Raw genomic sequence first — 19,826 nt, 5'->3', positions numbered from 1 at the left:
TGATGCTACCCGCTTTGCTGCCTATTGAAACCGCGCGCCTTCTGTTGCGCCCACTGCTAGCCGGCGACGCGCCCGGCATGCTGGCGCTGGATAGCGACCCCACCGTGCACCGTTACCTGGGCGGCATTGGCGGCGCGGCTGCTACCAGCCTGGCCGATAGCGAAGCTACCATTCGCTACATACAGGCGCAGTACGCGGCCAGCGGCATCGGGCGCTGGGCGGTGCTACTGCGCACCACCGGCGAATTTATGGGCTGGGCCGGCCTGAAGCTGGTGGCCGGGCCCGTGAATAGTCAGCGTGATTTTTATGACTTGGGCTACCGGTTCTTACCCTGCTATTGGGGCCAAGGCTACGGCTACGAGGCCGCCCAGGCCTGGCTGCATTGCGGGTTCGATACCCTGGTGCTACCCCGCATCTGCGCCTATGCCGACATGCGCAACGCTGGCTCACACCGCATTTTGGCCAGGATTGGGCTCCGGCCGGGCAATCTATTCGAAGAAAACGGCACTGCCTGCGCCTGGTACGAGGCTCCCAACCCGCGGCTAAGCTAACGCGGCGTCCCGCTGGGGCCAGCGGGTCGCCACCAGCTGCACCAGCAGCACCCAGCCCACGGCGGCGCTCCAGCCGGCCAGCACGTCGGAAGGGTTGTGCACGCCCAGGTACATACGCGCCCCGCCCACGGCCAGCGCGAACAGCGGCGCCAGCCCCCACCACCCGCGCCAGCGACGCGGCACCACAAAAAACAGCGCCGTGGCCAGCGCCGCCGTATCCATGGCGTGGCCGCTGGGAAAGCTGAACGTGTGCTCGGGCCGCAGGCTGACCCACAGCGCCGGCCGGGGCCGGGCCACCGAGTACTTGATGGCCTGCGTGAGCAGCATAGAACCCCCTACCCCCAGCGCAAACAGCCAAGCCGCCCGGCGCCAGCCCGCCCGCGCCAGCGCTGCCGTGGTGAGCACTCCGGCGGCCACCATAGGCCCGGTGTTGCCCACGATGGTAAAGAAAATGGCCGTTTGGTCGAGCGCCGGCGTGGCGTGGCGGTGCAGCCACAGCAGCGTGGGCGTATCAAACGGGGCCGCACCGCGGCTCGCTACCAGCCCGGCCATGCTACCGAATAGGCCCCAGGCCAGCCCGGCTGGCAGCCACAAGTGGCGAGGCGAATCAGAAGTACTGGGCATACGCAGCAAACAGGATAATATGCCGCCGCATACGCAAAACTACCGGCCGAAGTAGTTAGCCCGTTGGCTGGCCGGGGCAGCTCGGCGGCTATTTTTAAGCAAAAAAGGCGGCCGCTCAGGAGCGGCCGCCTTTTGTAGCGCGTTGATGCAAAGACGCTTAGCCTTTCAGCTGGCTGGCAGCCGAGCTGAGGGCCTGGCCCAGCTGCATGAGCTTATCTTTCGAATCGGCGGTAGCCGACGATGCGGCTTTCGTGGTGTGCTCGCCCAGCGTGTTCAGGCTGCTGGCGATGGTGCTGCTGTCGCCGCTCGAAATAGCATCGCTCAGCTTCTGCAGCTCCGAGCTGATGCCCGAAAGCTGCTGGTTGCCTTGCAGCGTTTGAATCCAGCCCTTGATGTTGGGGCCGGCCGCGCCAGCGGCGTTAGCAAGGCCGCCTTGCAGGGCGTTAATGGTGGCGTCGAGTTGGCTGGTTGAATCTGCCATGATGGAAAAGAAAAAATGTGGGGTGAGAATGTAGCGTATTAACCCACAGCCGGAGTGGTTGTTAGCCGAATAACGTATAACATTTCGGCTTTATCTAAAAATACATTTTTTTAATTGTCGAGCTTATGCAGGAGGCCATGCCGAATGTCGGGCCCGGCGTAAGTTGCGGCATGATTTGTCGCGCTGCCCTGCTGCTGGCCGGCTCCCTGCTAGTGGGAGGCTGCGCCCCCACCGACCCGGCCACCCAGCCCGATGTAGCCATTCCGGCTAGTTGCCGGCCGCCCGCGCCGTTCACCATTCAGCACCCGGCCTGGGCCACCAACGCCAGCCTCTACCAGGTAAATGTGCGCCAGTACACACCCGAGGGCACGTTTCGGGCGTTTGAGAAGCACTTGCCGCGCCTGCAAAAAATGGGGGTAGGGATTCTGTGGCTGATGCCGGTGCAGCCCATCGGGCAGGAGAAGCGCAAGGGCACGCTCGGCAGCCAGTACTCGCTGCGCGACTACCGTACGGTGAACCCCGAGTTTGGCTCGCTGGCTGATTTGCAGCATCTTATTGCCGAGGCGCACCGCCTGAAAATGCACGTTATCCTCGACTGGGTAGCCAACCACACCAGCTGGGACAGCGAACTGAGCAGGCAGCATCCCGACTGGTTTACCCACGATGCACAGGGCCATTTTGTACCGCCCGTGGCTGACTGGCAAGACGTTATCGACCTCGATTACGCCCAGCCCGGCCTGCGCCAGTACATGACCCAGAGCATGGCCTACTGGGTGAAGGACGTGGGTTTCGACGGCTTCCGCTGCGATGTGGCCGGCCTGGTGCCCACCGATTTCTGGAACGCCACCCGCGCGGAGCTGACGAAAATCAAGCCCGTGTTTATGCTGGCCGAGTGGGACGAATTGCACGACCCACCCTTCCTCAAAAAAGGCGAATTTACCCCGCACACGCACCTGCTCGAAAAGGCGTTTGATGCTACTTACGCGCTCAGGCTGCACTACCTCATCGACAGCATTGCGCAGGGCAAGCGGCCGGTGGCGGCCCTACCCCCCTACTTTGCCGCCGAGCGCCGCAGGTACCCGGCCGGGGTGTATTTGATGAATTTTACCAGCTCGCACGACGTCAACAGCTGGGACAATCCGGAGGGTATTCGCCTGGGGGCCAATGCGCAAGCCTTCGCCGTGCTCACGACGCTGCTGCCCGGCATTCCGCTGGTGTACAGCGGCCAGGAGGCGGCCTCGACCCGGAAGCTGCGCTTTTTCGATAAGGATACCATTCGGTGGAACGGCTACCCGCTGAACGCTTTTTACGCCGCCCTGCTGCACCTTAAGCAGCGCAGCGCGGCCCTGCGCAACGGCGATGCCTGCGCCAAGTTCACCATCCTGCCCGCGCCGGCCGAGTGCTTTGCCTTCGAGCGGGCCAGCGGCGACGGGCAGGCGCGGGTGTGGACGGTCATCAACCTAGGCGCGCAGCCCCAGACGCTGGCCCGCCCGGCCGAGCTGGTCACCGATGCCTTCGCCGATGTGGGCTCGCCGCTCGAAGGCCCTACCCTCTCGGTACCGGCCCACGGCTGGCGCGTGCTCACGACCAAGAAACCGTAGCTTACTCCCGCGCTGCCGCTTTCGTATTTCATCTTCTACTCTCTGTTTTTCATGAAACAACTTCTGCTTTTGTGGCTCTTGGCCGGGAGTGCGCTGGCGCAGGCGCAAACCATTAGAAATAACGCCGTTATAATCGGCCGGGTTGATAGCGTGACTTCGGCGGTACTAAAAGAAAAGCGCAAAATCTGGGTGTACGTGCCGGCCAGCGCCCACGACCCGACCTACCTGCCGCAGCGCTACCCGGTGCTGTACCTGCTCGATGGCGATGCGCATTTCGTCTCCGTCATGGGTATGGTGCAGCAGCTCAGCACGGTCAACGGCAATATGGTATGCCCCGAGATGATTGTGGTGGGCATTCCCAACACGGAGCGCAGGCGCGACCTCACGCCCACGTATGCGGCCAGCGCGGGCCCACCGGGCAGCAGCGGCGGGGGCGAAAGCTTCACTGCTTTTCTGGAAAAGGAGCTCATTCCGTATGTGGATGCCCACTACCCCACTACGCCCCACCGCACCTTTATCGGCCACTCGCTCGGCGGCCTGCTGGTGATGAATACGCTGCTACACCACCCCAGCTTGTTCGACAACTACGTGGCCCTGGACCCTAGTATGTGGTGGGATGGGAAAAAGCTGCTCCGGGAGGCCCCTGGCCTGCTGGCCCAGCCCCAGCTTGCCGGCCGGGCGCTGTTCGTGGGCATTGCCAACACGATGCCGACTGGTTTCGATACCGTGCGGGTGCGCAAAGACACTTCCGAAGCCACTGATTTTATGCGCTCCAAGCTGACTTTGCGCGATGAGCTGGCCCGCCACCCTAACAATGGCTTGCGCGTCGTGGCCAAGTACTATCCTAACGATAGCCACAGCTCGGTGCCGCTACCGGCCACCTACGATGCGCTCCGCTTCCTGTTCCAAGCCTACACCCCCTCGCCGGCGGCCCTGGTTGATTTTTATGAGCCCGGCTATATGCCCAATCCCGCCGCCTTTGTGGAGGCGCACTACCAGCGCGCCTCCGCGGCGATGGGCTACCCGGTGCTGCCGCCCGAGCCGATGGTGCACGACCTCGCCGACTACCTGCTTCAGAGCAAGCAGCCGACGCAGGCCCTAGCCATGTTTCAGCTGAATGCGCGTAACTACCCTACCAGTTTCAGTGTGCACGACAGCCTGGGTGACTACTATAGCGCCCAGGGCCAGCCCACCCTGGCGGCCGCGGCTTATACCAAAGCCTTGCGGCTGAAAGACACTCCCGCTACCCGGCAGAAACTCAGTAAGCTCCGGGCGAAAAAGTGAGCGCACCGACCGGCAAACCCCGGTCCGCCGCCCGCGCTTTTCAGTTTGCTACCCCCTCCGGCTCGTATGAGTGTCGAAACGCGCGCCGTATTGGGTGCGCTCTTGCCTTATGACCGACCATCCGCTTGCCTCCCGCTTTGTGGTGCGCCACCCCGAGTGGGCCGCCAACGCTACTATTTACGAAGTTAATGTGCGCAACTACACGCCCGAAGGCACCTTTCGGGCCTTTGAGGCGCACCTGCCCCGGCTCGCCAAAATGGGCGTTGTCATCGTGTGGCTGATGCCCGTTCACCCCATTGGGGAGGTCGGGCGCAAGGGTTCGCTGGGCTCGCCCTACGCGGTGCGCGACTACTTTGGGGTAAACCCTGAATTTGGCACGCTGGAAGATTTGCAGCACCTCGTGCAAACAGCCCACACGCTGGGCCTCAAGGTTATCCTCGACTGGGTGGCCAACCACACCAGCCGCGACAACGCCCTCATCGCGGAGCATCCCAGCTGGTACCAGCACGACGCCCAGGGCCAGCTCGTGCCACCCGTGGCCGACTGGACCGATGTGGTAGCCCTCGACTACTCGAACCAGGAAATGCGCGCCTACATGGTCGAAGCCCTGCGCTACTGGGTACGCGAGGCCGACATTGACGGCTACCGCTGCGACGTGGCCGGCCTGGTACCCACCAATTTCTGGGACGCGGCGCGGCCGGCGCTGGAGGCTCTCAAGCCCGTGTTCATGCTGGCCGAGTGGGACGAATTATATCCCTCGGGGGGCCTCACCTGGGAAGAATTCAACGGCGATACCGAGCTGCTGGAGCGGGCCTTCGACATGAGCTTCGGCCTGCGCCTGCACTACCTGCTCGACCATATTGCCGAAGGCAAGGCCGCGCTGGCTGCTATCGACGTGTATCTGGCTGCGGAGCGCGAAAAGTACCCGCCTACCACGTACCTGATGCACTTTACCAGCAACCACGACGTGAACAGCTGGGACGGCACCGAGTACGAGCGCCTCGGCCCGCTGGCGCTGCCCTTTGCGGTGCTCACGGCGCTACTGCCGGGCATGCCGATGCTCTACAGCGGCCAGGAAGCGGGGCTGGCCCGGCGGCTGGCTTTCTTCGACCGCGACACGATTGAGTGGGGCGCCTACCCCCTCCAGGATTTTTATACCCGGCTCCTACAGCTCAAAAAGCGCCACCCCGCCCTGCGCAACGGCGACCCCGAGAGCCACTTCCAGCGCCTGGCCGGGCCGGCCGGCCTCTACGGCTTTGTGCGCGAAAAGGGCGGCGCGGCCGTAGTGGTACTGGTAAACGCCACCGCCGAGCCGCTGGTGCTGCCGGGCCAGAAGATGCTGGTGCCACCTCAGAAAGGCCTGTTCGACGTATTCAGCGGGGCGCAGTGCACCCTGGCGCAACTGCCGGCGCGCACGGTACCAGCCCACGGCTGGCGGGTTTTCCGCACCCGCGACTAGCGCGAAATGCGCGCGCTCGGACTACCAAGGCCAAGCTACTTTTCTATTTGCCATGCCCTACGTTTTTTTGTTGCTCGCCATTATCAGCGAAGTCATTGGCACTACTGCGCTCAATGCGTCCAATCAGTTTACTAAGCTGATACCTAGCCTAGTAACCGTGGCGGGCTACGGGCTGGGCTTTTACTTTTTCAGCTTTGCGCTCAAGGCCATTCCTATGGGGGTGGCGTACGCCATTTGGGGAGGGGTAGGGATTGTGCTGGTCACGCTCATTGGCTTCTTTCTTTTCAAGCAGCGGCTCGATTTGCCGGCCCTGGCGGGCATCGCTCTCATCGTTATCGGTGTGCTGGTGATGCAGCTCTTTTCCAAAACCATTTCGCACTAAGCGGCTGCGTAGGCCCCAAAAAAAGAGCCGCCGCTGACCTTGGCAGGTCAAGCGGCGGCTCTGGTACTGTAGGTGCGCTAGCTTAGCTTAATTGCGCTGCACCTGGATAGATTGCAGCTTGGTGCTGCCACTGTACACCGTCACGATGTAGCGGCCAGACGGCAGGTTGCGGTCTGGGCGCCAGCTAACCTCGTGGGTGCCTTTGCTGAAGTTCTGAGCGTTGACAAGTGTCGCCACGCGCTGGCCCTGGCTATTGCTCACCACAACGGTCAGGTTGGAGGCTGTGCCCGTGTTCAGCTGGAAGGTAGTCTGCTCGTTCATGGGGTTAGGATACACCTGCATGTTGGTGAGCGTGGGCTGAATGGACATCACGGCGGCCGACGAGGTGGCCGCGCTTGGGGTCATCTGGTACTTCGAGATATCCGTAATCTGCGCCTTGGGGCCAGCCCAGGGAGCCTGCACGTAGGGGAAGGCTGCCTTCAGCGTGGTGTCGTTGCGCTCGATACCGGTGGTGAAGCCGAGCACGTTACCCAACTGAGGCGTTACCGGGTTGGTATCGGCGGGGCCGAAGTCATCGTACCACAGGCCGATGGCGGCCAGCACTACACCACTAACGGCTTGCAGCTCGATGCGGGTCACGTCGTCTTCCAGGCGGCGGCCGTTCGGGAAGCCATCCATGTTCGGGATGTTCATCAGGTCGGTGCCTCCGTTGTAGCGTGCGTCAAGCAAGCCCAGCTTGGCAGCGGCCAGCAGGCCCTCGGAGCTGAAATCAGCCGAATTGCGGGGGGTAGCGGGCACGGCCATGTTCAGGCGCAGCATATCGCCCACCACGGGCAGGAAGTTGTTGACAAACGGCTTACCGGCGGCCAGGGGGTTGCCGCCTTTGCCGGTAGCCAGCTGGTAGGGGCGCAGGTTAGGCACACCCGTCAGGAAGATGGGGAGCAAGTCCACGGAGCGCGGCTGGCCGGCTTGCAGCAACAAGTTGCCAAAAGCGGCGTCGGCCAGCGCCGTGCCATTGAGCACGGCATTGCCCTTCAGCACCGACAAGCCATTGGCACCGTTGCGGAAGTCGAAGCCATTGGCGGGCAGACCCGGCCGGCCGGCCAGCGACTTCGATTGAATGCGTAGGGGGCTAAAGCCAGGTACTGCCTCGCCGTAGTAGGTCTGGCCCGCCGGCTTAGCAGCGGCGCCGTTGCGGGGCATGTTGTCGGCCATGTACAAGCCCAGCTCTGGGTTCGAGAAGCTGCTACGGAAGGCCGCGTTCTCGGTGTAGGGCGTGCGAGCGTTGAATTCGTCCTTGTTGCCGATGGGGTTGATTACCTCGTTGGTGAGCGGCATGCCCAGGCGCGACACCTGCACGTAGTCACCCGACATCATTTGCGCACCGGTCGTGTTGCCGTTGGCATCGGGCGCCACCAGCGTACGCAACGCCGGGCGGCTGGCCGAAGCCCACACGCCGATTACGTAGTCGGGGTCAAGGATATTGGCCGCCTGCGCGCCGGTTTTGCCAATCTTTTGGAGCTTATAAATCGGCAGCTGCAGCGCGATAGTGTTCACGTTCTTGTGGTAGAGGCCATCGCGAGCGCTGCCGGGGCGTACGCCGCCCAGGTCGAAGATGCCGCCGATGTCCACGAAGAAAGGGTCATCCACGGGCCCGCAGAAGGCTTTGCCGCCGCCTGCCGGGATAATGGCCCCGGTCATCAGCGCGTCGTAGCTCGGTGCGTTCAGCCCCGCCGCCCCGCTAATCGAGCGGGCGCCCACGTTGTAGGCGGGCACCACTACCTTGTCCATCAGCGTAATGAAAGCCCCACCCTTCTGGCTTTGCTCCAGCTTGTAGGTGGTCTTCAGGTTTTCCTGCCCCAGCCGGATGTTGAAGAAGGTGCTGGGGTCCTGGTTCGTGCGGGTAAACGTGAACCGGAACGTGAGGTCGTCCCCCGGGCGAGTGGGGTCGTTTTTGATGTGAATTTCGTACCGAATATTCTCCCCAAAGTGGTAGTAGTTCGGGCCGCCCTGCGGCAGCTGCATCGGGATAAAGTTGGCGATGATGTTAATCATCTCCGGGTCCGTCGGGTCCTTAAAGGCGTACACGTCGGTGTTGTCAGCCAGCGGGTCGTCGGCAATGAGCGGGGCTTCGCGGTGGCTACTAGCCTCCAGCCGGTTGTGCTGGCCACTCCAGGCCATGAGTCCGCCTATAGCGGTTGCCACTACGGCAACGTGAAGGGCAGGACGAGTAAGCAGTTTCTTCATAAAAGGGTAAGGGGAAAGGGGGTGGGGGAAAAAATGAAATAGCTCAACAGTAGTGGGCCAACAGAGGTCGGCTAAGCTGCTGCTTAGGTGGTTTAGGCACTTATCCTATGATTAATGTGAAGCTACGAAGATGGCGTGATACCGGATTTAGATTAATGACATTATTTTACTAATTTTTTGTCTTTACGCCAGCAGGTCGTCTAAACTCATTTTCAGGGCGTTGTATAAGCTCAAAGCCAGCGAAGGCCGGGCCGGAATAGGAGCACCTATTCCGACCCGGCCTTCGCTGGCTGTTGGGTGTTTCTGGCCGCCTTCGCGACCTATTTTCGGGGCCTACCCCCATGGCGACTAGCAGCCTACTCGGGCAGCTTCAGGGCCCGCCAGGTGTTGTTATAGCGGTTCACATCGGGCAGGATGTTGGTGGGGTTCAGCACCACCTGCGTGAGGGGGGTAGTGGTGTTGGCCCGGAACGTCCAGGTGCCGCCGCGCTGCCAGATTTCGACGGGCAGGTGCACGGTGGTTTTCTTGCCGTTGGTTTCGGTTATCTCGGCCGTCACGGGCATGGCGGCCTGGCCCTTGTTTTCGATGGTGATAAGGGCGCCCTTGCTGGCGTCCTGGTTCACGTAGGCCACCGACGTCACGGCCTGGTCGAGCAGCCAGTTTTCGAAAAACCACTCGTGGTAGAACCACGACAGGTCCTCACCAGCCACCTCGTTCATGGTGCGGAAAAAGTCGCGCGGCTGCGGGTGCTTAAACGCCCAGCGCTTGATGTAGGTACGGAAAGCGTAGTCGAAGCGCTCGGAGCCCAGGATTTCCGAGCGCAGCAGGTACAGGCCATAGCCGGTTTTAGAATACGCCGCGAAGCCCAGGTTGCGGGCCTGCGTCACGTCGGGCACGGTGTAGGGCACATCCATGGTGGGCTGCATCATCTGGTACGTCACGCCGGGCGCGGTACGGCCGGCCACGTCGCCCTGCTCCTTGTACTCGCCGTTGTTGAAATTCTGGCTGCTCAGGATGTTGATAAACGTGTTGAAACCCTCGTCCATCCACGGGTACTTACGCTCGTTCGAGCCCACAATCATCGGAAACCAGTTGTGGCCAAACTCGTGGTCGGTCACGCCCCACAGGCTGCCCTTGCGGGCCTTCACGCCGCAGAATACGATGCCCGGATACTCCATGCCGCCCACCACGCCGGCCACGTTGGTAGCCACCGGGTAGGTGTATTCGTACCACTGCTTCGAGTTGTATTCGATGCTTTTCTTCACATATTCCGTCGAGCGATTCCAGGCCGTATCCTGGGCGGCTTCGACGGGGTAGAGCGACATAGCCAGCGACTTGCGCCCGCTGGGCAGGTTCATCTTGGCGGCATCCCACACGAAGGCCGACGAGGCGGCCCAGGCCACATCGCGCGCCCGCTGGCACTTGAAGTGCCACGTCAGGCGGCCGTTTTTGCCGGCCGGACGCGAGCCCGCCTGCGTCACCTCGGCGGGCGTGCGCACCAGCACCGTTTGGTCGGAGGTAGCCGCCTGGGCTAGGCGGCGCTGCTGGGCGGCCGTAAGCACTTCGGCGGGATTCACCAGCTCGCCCGAGCCGCCCACGAGGTAGCTGGCCGGCACGTTGACGGTATAGTCGAAGTTGCCGTATTCGAGGTAAAACTCGGCCGACATATAGGGCAGCGTGTTCCAGCCCGAAATGTCGTCGTAGACGAACATGCGCGGGTACCACTGCGCCACCTCAAATATTTCGCCGTTGGGCGTCTTCAGGCGGCCCAGGCGGTCGGCCCCGTACTCGGGAATGTTGAAGCCGTAGGCGATGCTGATTTTGAGCTTATCGCCCTTGGGCCGCATTGGCTCGGGCAGGATAATCTGCATTCGCGTGTCGTTCACGCGGTAGTTGGCCTGCATCTTCTTGCCGTGCAGCTCAATGCTGACCGTGCGCAGCGAGTCGCCGCCCTGGAAGCCGCGCGCGCCGTTGCCGAAGCGACTGCCCGCCACCGGCGTGGCCGCCGCCCCGCGCGAGTCGGCCCGAAACAGGTTCTGGTCGAGCTGCACCCACACGAAGGGCAGCTCGTCGGGGCTGTTGTTGGTGTAGGTGATGGTGGCGGTGGCCGTTACGCGGGCCGCCTTTTCGTCGAGGCTGGCGGCCAGCTGGTAGTCGGCCGCGTTTTGCCAGTAGGTGGCGCCGGGCTTGCCGCCGCCGGTGCGGGTTGCGGGCGCGGTCTGGTCGAGGTAATCGGGCTGAAACAGCACCCGCGCATCGTAGGGCGGCATGTTGGCCGGGGGAGGGGGTAGGGGCGCGGGGCGCTGGGCCTGGGCCGTAGCTGCGCCAAGCAGCAGCACCGCGCTGGCCAGCAGCTTGGTAAAGGAAAGTTTTTTCATCGAAAAAGAATAAGGCGAAAACCTGTGCGCCAAAAGTAGTAAACCTGGTGAAAGCCCACACCTTACCGGCAGCCCCGGTTTATGGCAGGGCAGAAGGACGCGGCGGCCGGCGCGCCGTTGCAACGGGCGCATTAGCGCCAGCGCACCCGTACTTTGCCGCATGCCTACTGCCTCTACGCTGCGCCTGCGGGGCGTGCACCACATTGCCATCATCTGCGCCGACTACGCCGCTTCGAAACGGTTTTATACCGAAGTACTGGGGCTGGAAATCATTCGGGAGGTGCACCGTGCCGCCCGCGATTCCTACAAGCTCGACCTGGCGGTGAACGGGCAGTACGTCATCGAGCTATTTTCTTTCCCTACCCCCCCGCCACGCCTCAGCCAGCCCGAGGCCACGGGCCTGCGCCACCTGGCCTTCGCGGTGGCCGACGTAGAGGCCGCCCGCCAGCACCTGGCCGCCCACGGGGTGGCCTGCGAGCCGGTGCGAACGGATGAGTTTACGGGCCGGCGCTTCACGTTTTTCAGCGACCCCGACGGGCTGCCGCTGGAGCTGTATGAGGCCTAGCGTATGCTGAAAGGTTACTTCCTCGTCGGGCTGCTGGCCCTGGCCGGCTGCGCCACCCGCCCGCCCACGCGCCTGGCCGTGGCCGCCGGCTACTGCGACCCGCCCCTACCCTACCGCTACAACCCGGCCTTCGCGCCGCAGGCCGACCTGGCGGCGGCGCTCACGCCCGCGCTACTGGCCCATTACCCCCGCCGCAACCTACTCACGGCCAATGCGGTCGGCATCTTGCCTGCCTTGCACGAGTTGCTGGCTTTGCAGGAAAAAGCGGCGCGGCAGCCCGGCCTGGCCGCCGAGCTGGCGGTGCTAAAGCAGCGGCAGCGCATTGCGGCGCAGGTGGCGCTGGTGAGCAGCACCGTGGCCAGCCTTGCCGCCGAGCTGGACTGCGAGGGCGAGCGCGCCGACCAGGTGGCCGGCTACCTCAAAACCCTGGACGACCGCCGCACGCAGCGCCTCAACGTGCTGTCCATCAGCGTGGGGGCGGCCAGCGGCATCGGCACCACGGTTATCGGCAGCCAGGGCGGGCAGTATGCGCTCGGTATTGGGGGCGGGCTGCTGGCGGCGGGGCTGGGGCTGCTGACCCTGCGCCAGAGCGGGCACACGGCCGAGTTTACGCACCCGCGCAACCTGCTGGGCGAGGTGTGGGCCGAACAGCCGGCCGCCGACCTCTACCCGCCCAGCGTGTGGTACATGCTCACCAACCCGGCGTTCAGCAACGGCGGCCAAACAAGCATTATTCACAACACGCGCCAGCGCTGGCAGCACTACGGCCAGCTCAGCAAGCCCGATTCGAAGGAGGGCCGGGCACTGGCAGCGCTGCTCTTCGGCCCCGGCGGCCAGTACTCGGCCGACCAGCTCACCGTGCGGGCCAACCTGCTGAATGAGCTGCAATCGGCGGTGCGCCTGCTGAATCAGGAGCTGCAGGGCCTGCTGGTGGTGCTGAATGAGGGGTGAGCCACCCGCTCAGCTTAGCGGGCTTGGGCGGCCGGCAGGGGGGTAGGCGCCAGGGGCGCGGCCGCCTGGGTCTGGCGCAGGTTGCGCAGGTAGAGCAGGCCAATGAGCAGCGCCAGTCCGCCCTCGGCCAGCACGGTGGCCCGCACGCCCACGCGCTGCGAAATAGCCCCCACCAGCAGGCTGCCCAGCGGCAGCGCCGCCGTGTACACCAGCACATAGAGGCTGATGACGCGCCCGCGCATGGCCGGCAGCACGGTGGTTTGCATCAGCGTCACGTTGAGGGTGGTCTGGGCCATCATGCCGAAGGCGCCTACTACCAGAAAGGCCAGCGCCAGCCAGTACCAGGGCGTGTAGGCAAACAGCAGCAGCCCCACGCCCAGCACAAAGCTGTTGGCGGTTATCACCCGGTTGAGGTCGGCGCGGGGGGGTAGGGAGGTCAGGTAGAGCGCCGCCGCAAAGCCGCCCAGCCCAATGGCGCCGTCCAGGATGCCGAAGGTGGCCGCCGTGCCCCCAAAAATATCCTTGGCAAACACCGGCATGAGCGTAGTAAAGGGCAGCACCAGCAGCGCCAGCAGGCCAATAGTAATGATAATGAACCGAATATGCGGCGTGTCGCGCACGTACCGGAAGCCATCCGTGAGCTCCGCCAGGATGGGCTGCGTGCGCGGCTGGGCCACGAACGCGGGCAGCCGCATGGCCAGCAGCGACCCGATAACAGCCACGAAGCTGAGCGCATTGAGCCCAAAGCAGGCGGCCGCCCCCAGGCGCTCGATGGCAAAGCCCGCCACGGCCGGCCCCAGCAGCTTGCTCAGGTTGAGCATGGTCGAGTTGAAGGCCACCGCGTTGGGCAGGTCCTGCTTGTTGTCGACCAGCTCGTATACCAATGACTGCCGGGCGGGCACGTCGAAGGCGTTGATAATGCCCAGCACCGCGCTCAGGCTGATGATGGCCCACACCGCATCCTGCTCGTGCATAAACACGGCCAGCGCCAGCAGGGCGGCCTGCGCCATCGATAGCACCTGCGTGGCCAGCAGCACGCGGTAGCGCGAGTAGCGGTCGGACACGACGCCCCCGAGCAGCGAAAACAGCGCCGACGGAAACAGCGTGGCAAACACGCTCACGCCCAGCATCAGCTTGGAGTGCGTTTCGGCATACACCACCCAGCTCACCGCTGTTTTCTGCATCCAGGTGCCCAGCAGCGACAACGACTGCCCGGCAAAAAACAAGCGAAAGTTGCGGCTTCGAAAGGCGCGAAAGGCGTCAGGGTTCATGCGGGGGCGGGTCAGGTAGCGCAAGTTCGCAGGTAGTGCGTGGCTGCCTGGCGCCGCGCCCCTGCGCGGCCCGCCGGCAGCCCGCCCTTTTGCCGCCAGAAGCGGCCAAGCGCCGCACCTCTACCTCAGGTACCAGCGCTGCAAAGCTGCGGCAAAAAGCGCGGAGCAGGCCGGGCAGCACCGTTGAGCTAACTGGCTGGCCGCTGCCGCCCTACCCCCCTCGGCCAGCCCCAGGTGCGCAACCCAAACGGCCCTGACGAGTTATAGGTCATTCGTAACCGGAACGCTTTGCGGCTTTCCCTCCACAATTTCCTTTGCAATGACAACTTTTCGTGAACTTGGCCACTCGGGCCTGCACATTGCCCCGCTCGTGCTGGGTGGCAACGTATTTGGCTGGACGGCCGACGAGCAAACCTCCTTCGCCGTGCTCGACGCCTTCGTGGCGGGCGGCGGCAACGCCATCGACACCGCCGACGTGTACTCGGCCTGGGTGCCCGGCCACAAAGGCGGCGGGCAGTCGGAAGCCGTGATTGGTAAGTGGCTGGCCCAGCGCGGCCGCCGCGACGACGTGCTCCTCTTCACCAAAGTGGGCATGGACCTGGGCGATGGCCAAAATGGCTTGTCGAAAGCCTACATCAAGCGCTGCGTAGAAGACTCGCTCAAGCGCTTGCAGACTGACTATATCGACCTCTACCAGAGCCATAAAGACGACGAGAGCCTGCCCGTGACCGAGCCGCTCGAAGCCTACGCCGAGCTGCTAAAGGAGGGTAAAATCCGGGCCATCGGGGCCAGCAACTTCAAGCCCGAGCGCCTGCAAGCGGCCCTCGACGCGGCCAAAAGTGGCCTGCCCCGCTACGAAAGCCTGCAGCCCGAGTATAACCTCTACGACCACGAGACGTTTGAGAAGGACGACCTGGCCATCGTGCAGGCCAGCGGCATCGGCGTCATTCCGTACTTCGGCCTGGCCGCCGGCTTCCTCACCGGCAAGTACCGCTCAAAGGATGACCTCAAAAAGAGCCCACGCGGCGAGGGCATCGGCAAGAAGTACCTGAACGATAAGGGCATGGCCGTTTTGAAAGCCCTGGATGCCGTGGCCGACCGCCACTCGGCCACCCAGGCCCAAATAGCGCTGGCCTGGCTGATGCAGGCGCCCGGCATCACGGCGCCCATCGCCAGCGGCACCAGCCCCGGCCAGGTGCAAGAGCTGACCGAAGCCATGAACCTCCGGCTCACCGCCGCCGACGTGGCCGAGCTGCAAGTGCCCGAGCCCGCCAAGGCCGCGTAGCCTTCTTCGTGCCTCAGCCAAAAGCGTCGCTCCACCCGAAGCGACGCTTTTTTTTGCCCTACCCCCCTATTTCAGTTCAACGCGGATAAAGCGGTCGGCCACCTCGTCGGTGTTTTCGACGGCGTGCGGGGCTTCGGGGGCCTGCCAGCGGGCGCGCACCAGGTCGGGCCCTTTGCGATAGGGCGTGGTGGACTCGTGCACCAGCTGGCCGGTGGCGTCGTAGTAGCGGCCCCGGCCGGTTTGCTCCTTGTAAATCACGCTGGGCCAGCGGTGGGTGTGCACCGGCTCGCGCTGGTGGGGCGGCACCGTCACTTCGAGCACCCGCACGCGGTCATTTTCGAATAATACGCGGTGAAATTTGGGCGCCGCTACCACGGCATCGAGCGAGTCGGGGTAGGGCCAGGGTGGGGCCGCCTGGCGCTCCCACCCGGCGGCTTTCAGCGGCTGCCCTGTGCCCGAGTGGCCCGCCGCGCCGAGCGCCACGCCGACAAAGACCCCGAACACCACCGCTCCAAACCAGGATAATAAGCTATTTTTCAAGATACTAAGGAGTAAGTAGAAAGCAATATCAACGGGCAGCCTTACCGGATAGGATTAGCGGCCGCGGCGCGGGCATCGACGGGCGTGTTTTGGCCGGCCGTGATGAGCCAGCGGCCCTGGCGCTTCACCAGCAGCGTGTTGAAGATGGACTCGGCCGCGGCCGGGGGTGCGCCGGCGGGCGGCGGCCCATCCGAGCGCACGGGCATGGTGGAGCGGCTCGTCACCAGCACCACATCAGGCGTGATGGCCCGAAACGTGAGATTGCCGGGCGCGGCGGGGGGTAGGGCCGCGCCCTTGTAAATGCGGTCGAAGATGGCCTGGTGCGCCCGCTGCACATCGGCCTCGCCCTGCCAAAACATGCCCACCACATTCACGAAGCTGATATCGGGCGTGGTATAAGCGGGCATCTCGGCAAACTGGTGGTCGCCCAGGTTTTTCCGGAATTTACCCAGCGTGGTTTCAATAGCCGCCTTGTCGGCCGCCGACAGCGCCGGGCCCGCCTCCTGCGCCAGCGCCTGATACCCAATGAATAAGGAGGGAAAGGCACTCAGCAATACGACTTTTAGCGTGCTCATAGTAGCAGGTTTTGACGTGAGGTTGAGTTAGTGCTGGTCGGCTATTTTGGCGGGGTCGAAGGGCGGCGGGCTAGCCTGGCCTATTGGGTTATTGGCGGCCGCGCTGGCCCGCACCACGGTGTTTTGGCCGGCCGCCAGCAGCCAGCGGCCCTGGCGCTTCACCAGCACCAGCGTGAGCAAGTCTTCGTCGTCGCCCTCCTTGTTGGTGCCGTGGTCGATGCCATCGGGGGGGTAGAAGGCGCCCACGTGGCAGTACATATTCACCACTGCCACGCCCGGCGCGATGGGGCGCACCGTGGCCGGGCCGGGCTTGAAAGCCACGCCCTTGAAGAGGGTGTCGAATATTTCCTGGTGGGCGGCCTGCACCTGCGCCCGGCCGCGCCACCACATGCCCACGATGTTCACCCAGCTCACGTCGGGCGTGGTGTAGGTGGCCATATCGGCAAACTGGTGGTTGGTGAAATTGGTGGTCATGCGCGCCACCGTCTGGCGGATGGCGGCCTCTTCGGCGGCGGGGGTTTGGGCAAATGCGCGGCTGGCTGCCAGCAGCAGGCTCAGGCTCAACAAGTAGGTTTTCATAGGGGTAGGGAGGTTAATGATGCTGCAAAGCTCCTACCCTCTCCCCCACTCGTAGTAGTAAAAAACCGACATTCTCAGCCGGCCAGCGCCAGCCGGGTGTGGCGGGCATCGGCGGCCAGCAGCTGCGGCGGCGTCACGCCGGCAAAGGCCTTGAAATCGCGCACCAGGTGGCGGTAGTCGTAGTAGCCGCATTGCACGGCCACAGTCAGCCAGTCGAGGGCGGGCTGCCGCTCCTTCAGCCGAAAAGCCTGGTCGAAACGCACGATGCGGGCGTGCAGCTTGGGCCCCATGCCCACCCGCTCGATAAAGCTGCGCTCAAACTGCCGGGGGCTGAGGCAGACTTCGTGCGCCAGCTGCTCAATGGGTTGCGCGGCCCAGGCGCCCAGCAGCTGCGGCAGCAGCGCATCGAGGGGCCGGGCGGGGGGTAGGGCGCGCCGGGCGGCACGCAGCAGGTAGCTTTCGACGGTGGCCACCATGCGGTCGTAGTCGGTGAGCTCGGCCAGGCGGTCGGCCACCTCGTCCACGGCGGGGCCCAGCACGGCGCGGCTATCCACTGAGAAGTCAAACAGCTCTTTCACCGGCACACCCAGCAGGCGGTGCAGCCCGCCGGGCCGAAACGCCACGCACACCACCAGGTGGTCGGCGGCAAAATTCAAGTCGACCCGTGACACCTGCGGCCCCACCAAAATGCTGCGCGGCGACCGCAGCTCGCGCGCCTGCCCGTAGTGAAAGTTGCGCACCTCATCGCGCGGGTAAAAGAACAGAAACTGCTGCGGCGTGGGCGGCTGTGGCTTGGGCGCGGGCAGCGGCAGGCCATCGGCGGTGCGCACGTGGGCCACCAGGTAGTGCTGCACAAACGGGCGCAGCGGCGCGGCCGGCGGGTAGAGGCGGAAAAACATACGACCAGGCAGTTGGTGCGCCGGAAGATAATCATCAGCCAGTCAATACGGTGGCTACTATGTTCGCCCTACCCCCCTACGCCGGAAAGCCGAGCGTGAAGGTGCTGCCCCGGTTCAGCTCGCTGGCCACCGTCAGCTCGATGCCCAGCTGCTGGCAGGCCTTGGCCACGATGGACAAGCCCAGGCCGGTGCCGCCGATGTGCTTGTGCTGCAGCGCATCGGAGCGGTACAGCGGGTCAAAAATGCGGTCCAACTCTTCGGGCCGAATGCCAATGCCCTCGTCGGTGATGGTGCAGCGCAGCCGCGCGCCCTCCTGCGACAGCCCCACCACAATGGCCGAGCCGGCCGACGAATACTTGATGGCGTTGGACAGCAGGTTGTCCAGAATCAAATCGACCAGGTAGGGGTCCGATACCAGGGGCGGGGTGTCGCCGTCCTGCACATCGACCCGGATGTGCTTGGCGCTGAGGTCGGCGCGGCGGCGGTACAGCACGTCGTGCACGCAGCTCAGCACCGAGAGCTCCTGGCGATTGTGGCTTTTAGCGTGGTTCTCGAAGCGGGCCAGCAGCAAGAGCTGGTCCACGAGCTGCGAAAGGCGGTCAATTTCCCGAATGCCGAGCGTGATATTGGCCACGTACTCCTCGGGCTGGCGGGGCTTGCGCACCAGCACTTCGAGCGTGCCCTTGAGCACAGCCAGCGGCGTGCGCAGCTCGTGCGAGGCATCGGCCGTGAACTGCTTTTCGCGCTCCACGGCCTGCTCGATGCGGTGCAGCAGGCCGTTGATGGCGCTGGCCAGCGTGTGCAGCTCATCGGGGCGGGGGGGTAGGGCCACGCGCGCCGAGAGGTTGCTGCGGGTAATGCGGTTGGTGGCGGCCGTAATCTGGGCCACGGGCGCAATGCTGCGCCCCGCCAGCACCCGCGCACTGCCAAACAGCGCCAGCAGCACCACCGGAAACGACCCCAGCAGCACCATCGCCAAGCTATTGAGCACGTGCTGCGCCGCCTCCGACGAGATGGCCGCCAGCAGGTAGCCCACCGTGGCGCCGCCCTGCTGCACCGGCACCTGCACCTGCCGCAGGGCTTTGCCGCGTAGCGCCGAGTTGTGGGGCGCCTGCCCGCCCGGCGTGGTATCAAAAGCCAGCTGGTCGGCCTTGAGGTTGGGCGAGCGGTCGGTGAGGCGGCCGCGCAGGTCACTTACCTGAATAAAGACCGGGTCCACCTGCACCTCCAAGTGCTCGCGCTCTTCCCACTCGCGGCGGTTGCCAAAGCGCAGGGTGCCGCCCATCACGCGCAGCTCGCCCATGTGCTTGGCGGTTTCGAAGCGCAGGTTGCGGTCGAGGTCGGTGTACACGCGGTTGCGCACCACCCCGAATACTACCAGGTAGGCCGCAGCCACCAGCGCGGCCGTGGCCAGCACGTAGTGCAGCGCAATACGGTTCTTAAACGTCAGGCCCATTTAGTCGCGGGCGACATAGCCAATGCCGCGAATGGTCTGCAAATAATCGTCGTCTTTGCTGAGGTGCAGCTTCTTACGCAGCGCGTTCATGTACACGTCCAGCACGCCGGTGTTGTACTCGAAGTGGATGTCCCACACGTTTTCAATAATGCTTTGGCGGCGGCACACCTTGCCCTTGTGGCGCAGCAGGTATTCGAGCAGCGCAAACTCTTTCTGAGTCAGGGCGATTTCCTCGTCGTCTTTGTGCACCTGGTGGGTAGCCACGTCGAGCACGATGGGGCCTACCGAAAACCGCTCGGTGGGGCCGCCCGCCGGCCCCGCCGCCCGCAACTGCACCCGAATGCGCTCCAGCAACTCTTCAAAGTGAAACGGCTTCTTGATGTAGTCGTTGGCGCCCGCCTGCAGGCCAGCGATGGTATCGGGCACGGTGTCTTTGGCGGTGAGGAAGATGATGGGCGCGCCTACCCCCTGGCCGCGCAGCTGCCGGCACACCTCCAGGCCCGTGAGGCCGGGCAGCATCCAGTCGAGCAGCAGCAGGCTGTAGGGCTGGGCCAGGGCGCGGGCCAGGCCGTCGGGACCGTTGTCGGCCACGTCCACGGTATAGCCTTCCTCCTCCAAGCCCTGCTTCACAAACCGGGCAATACCCGGCTCGTCTTCCATTAATAATAAGTGCATCGTCGAAATCGAATAGAAAATTA

At 64.1% G+C, this 19,826-nt stretch carries 19 protein-coding genes; 8 read left to right on the top strand and 11 right to left on the bottom strand.

From position 1 onward, the window contains the following. Positions 1–14: 14 nt before the first annotated feature. On the top strand, positions 15–551 hold the full coding sequence (locus E4631_RS03140; protein WP_205704197.1) for a GNAT family N-acetyltransferase: 537 nt from the start codon (positions 15–17) through the stop codon (positions 549–551). On the opposite strand, the gene E4631_RS03135 is transcribed toward E4631_RS03140, so the two are convergent. Both E4631_RS03135 and E4631_RS03130 read right to left on the bottom strand, forming a co-directional pair. Further along, complete coding sequence (locus E4631_RS03135; protein WP_133657451.1) at positions 543–1,175, bottom strand: phosphatase PAP2 family protein; 633 nt, start codon at positions 1,173–1,175, stop codon at positions 543–545. The genes E4631_RS03140 and E4631_RS03135 overlap by 9 nt on opposite strands. Positions 1,176–1,332: 157 nt before the next feature. Further along, a complete protein-coding gene (locus E4631_RS03130) occupies positions 1,333–1,656 on the bottom strand; it encodes a hypothetical protein (RefSeq protein WP_133657452.1) in 324 nt (107 codons plus the stop codon). Positions 1,657–1,826: 170 nt separating this feature from the next. On the opposite strand from E4631_RS03130, the gene E4631_RS03125 reads away from it, so the two are divergent. The 4 genes from E4631_RS03125 to E4631_RS03110 all read left to right on the top strand — a co-directional run bounded on the left by E4631_RS03125 (position 1,827) and on the right by E4631_RS03110 (position 6,382). After that, on the top strand, positions 1,827–3,257 hold the full coding sequence (locus E4631_RS03125; protein WP_166648076.1) for an alpha-amylase family glycosyl hydrolase: 1,431 nt from the start codon (positions 1,827–1,829) through the stop codon (positions 3,255–3,257). A 51-nt stretch (positions 3,258–3,308) separates the two neighbouring features. Next, a complete protein-coding gene (locus E4631_RS03120; protein ID WP_133657454.1) occupies positions 3,309–4,541 on the top strand; it encodes an alpha/beta hydrolase-fold protein in 1,233 nt (410 codons plus the stop codon). Between the two features lie 109 nt (positions 4,542–4,650). Beyond that, positions 4,651–6,000 (top strand): alpha-amylase family glycosyl hydrolase, encoded by a 1,350-nt coding sequence (locus tag E4631_RS03115; RefSeq protein WP_133657455.1) that lies wholly within the window; start codon positions 4,651–4,653, stop codon positions 5,998–6,000. Between the two features lie 52 nt (positions 6,001–6,052). Next, the gene (locus E4631_RS03110) at positions 6,053–6,382 is read left to right on the top strand and encodes a multidrug efflux SMR transporter (protein WP_133657456.1); all 330 of its coding nucleotides are present in this window, start codon (positions 6,053–6,055) and stop codon (positions 6,380–6,382) included. A gap of 87 nt (positions 6,383–6,469) precedes the next feature. Here E4631_RS03110 and E4631_RS03105 read toward each other — a convergent pair whose 3' ends face one another. After that, positions 6,470–8,629 carry a DUF4331 family protein gene (locus tag E4631_RS03105; RefSeq protein WP_133657457.1) on the bottom strand — a complete coding sequence of 720 codons (2,160 nt, stop codon included), beginning with the start codon at positions 8,627–8,629 and terminating at the stop codon, positions 6,470–6,472. A 356-nt stretch (positions 8,630–8,985) separates the two neighbouring features. After that, entirely contained in the window at positions 8,986–11,007 is a 2,022-nt protein-coding gene (locus tag E4631_RS03100; protein WP_133657458.1) for a M1 family metallopeptidase, read from the bottom strand. A gap of 160 nt (positions 11,008–11,167) precedes the next feature. Here E4631_RS03100 and E4631_RS03095 point away from each other — a divergent pair, with 160 nt between their 5' ends. Then, positions 11,168–11,572, top strand: coding sequence for a VOC family protein (locus tag E4631_RS03095; RefSeq protein ID WP_133657459.1), 405 nt, complete (start codon positions 11,168–11,170; stop codon positions 11,570–11,572). A 3-nt stretch (positions 11,573–11,575) separates the two neighbouring features. Next, positions 11,576–12,523 (top strand): hypothetical protein, encoded by a 948-nt coding sequence (locus tag E4631_RS03090; protein ID WP_133657460.1) that lies wholly within the window; start codon positions 11,576–11,578, stop codon positions 12,521–12,523. Positions 12,524–12,537: 14 nt separating this feature from the next. On the opposite strand, the gene E4631_RS03085 is transcribed toward E4631_RS03090, so the two are convergent. Next, on the bottom strand, positions 12,538–13,794 hold the full coding sequence (locus E4631_RS03085) for an MFS transporter (RefSeq protein WP_133657461.1): 1,257 nt from the start codon (positions 13,792–13,794) through the stop codon (positions 12,538–12,540). A gap of 319 nt (positions 13,795–14,113) precedes the next feature. Between E4631_RS03085 and E4631_RS03080 the strand changes: the two genes are divergently transcribed. Beyond that, positions 14,114–15,079, top strand: a complete 966-nt coding sequence (locus E4631_RS03080) for an aldo/keto reductase (protein ID WP_133657462.1) — start codon at positions 14,114–14,116, stop codon at positions 15,077–15,079. Between the two features lie 66 nt (positions 15,080–15,145). Here the strand turns inward: E4631_RS03080 and E4631_RS26215 are convergent, their stop codons facing one another. From E4631_RS26215 to E4631_RS03050, 6 genes are all read right to left on the bottom strand, one after another. Continuing rightward, a complete protein-coding gene (locus tag E4631_RS26215; protein ID WP_174805455.1) occupies positions 15,146–15,619 on the bottom strand; it encodes a hypothetical protein in 474 nt (157 codons plus the stop codon). 41 nt (positions 15,620–15,660) lie between these two features. Continuing rightward, positions 15,661–16,194, bottom strand: a complete 534-nt coding sequence (locus E4631_RS03070; RefSeq protein ID WP_133657463.1) for an SgcJ/EcaC family oxidoreductase — start codon at positions 16,192–16,194, stop codon at positions 15,661–15,663. A gap of 27 nt (positions 16,195–16,221) precedes the next feature. Then, positions 16,222–16,773: an SgcJ/EcaC family oxidoreductase gene (locus E4631_RS03065; protein WP_133657464.1), complete on the bottom strand. Its 552-nt coding sequence runs from the start codon at positions 16,771–16,773 to the stop codon at positions 16,222–16,224. A gap of 74 nt (positions 16,774–16,847) precedes the next feature. Beyond that, positions 16,848–17,672, bottom strand: a complete 825-nt coding sequence (locus E4631_RS03060) for a helix-turn-helix domain-containing protein (RefSeq protein ID WP_133657465.1) — start codon at positions 17,670–17,672, stop codon at positions 16,848–16,850. A gap of 76 nt (positions 17,673–17,748) precedes the next feature. Then, a complete protein-coding gene (locus tag E4631_RS03055) occupies positions 17,749–19,128 on the bottom strand; it encodes a HAMP domain-containing sensor histidine kinase (protein WP_133657466.1) in 1,380 nt (459 codons plus the stop codon). Beyond that, positions 19,129–19,803 carry a response regulator transcription factor gene (locus E4631_RS03050; RefSeq protein WP_133657467.1) on the bottom strand — a complete coding sequence of 225 codons (675 nt, stop codon included), beginning with the start codon at positions 19,801–19,803 and terminating at the stop codon, positions 19,129–19,131. It lies immediately after the preceding gene. Between the last annotated feature and the right edge of the window lie 23 nt (positions 19,804–19,826).

The sequence above is a fragment of the Hymenobacter sp. UV11 genome, from assembly GCF_004684095.1.
GTDB lineage: Bacteria > Bacteroidota > Bacteroidia > Cytophagales > Hymenobacteraceae > Hymenobacter.
The sequence above is the reverse complement of the archived record's forward strand: the minus strand, read 5'-3'. Positions and strand labels throughout refer to the sequence as shown.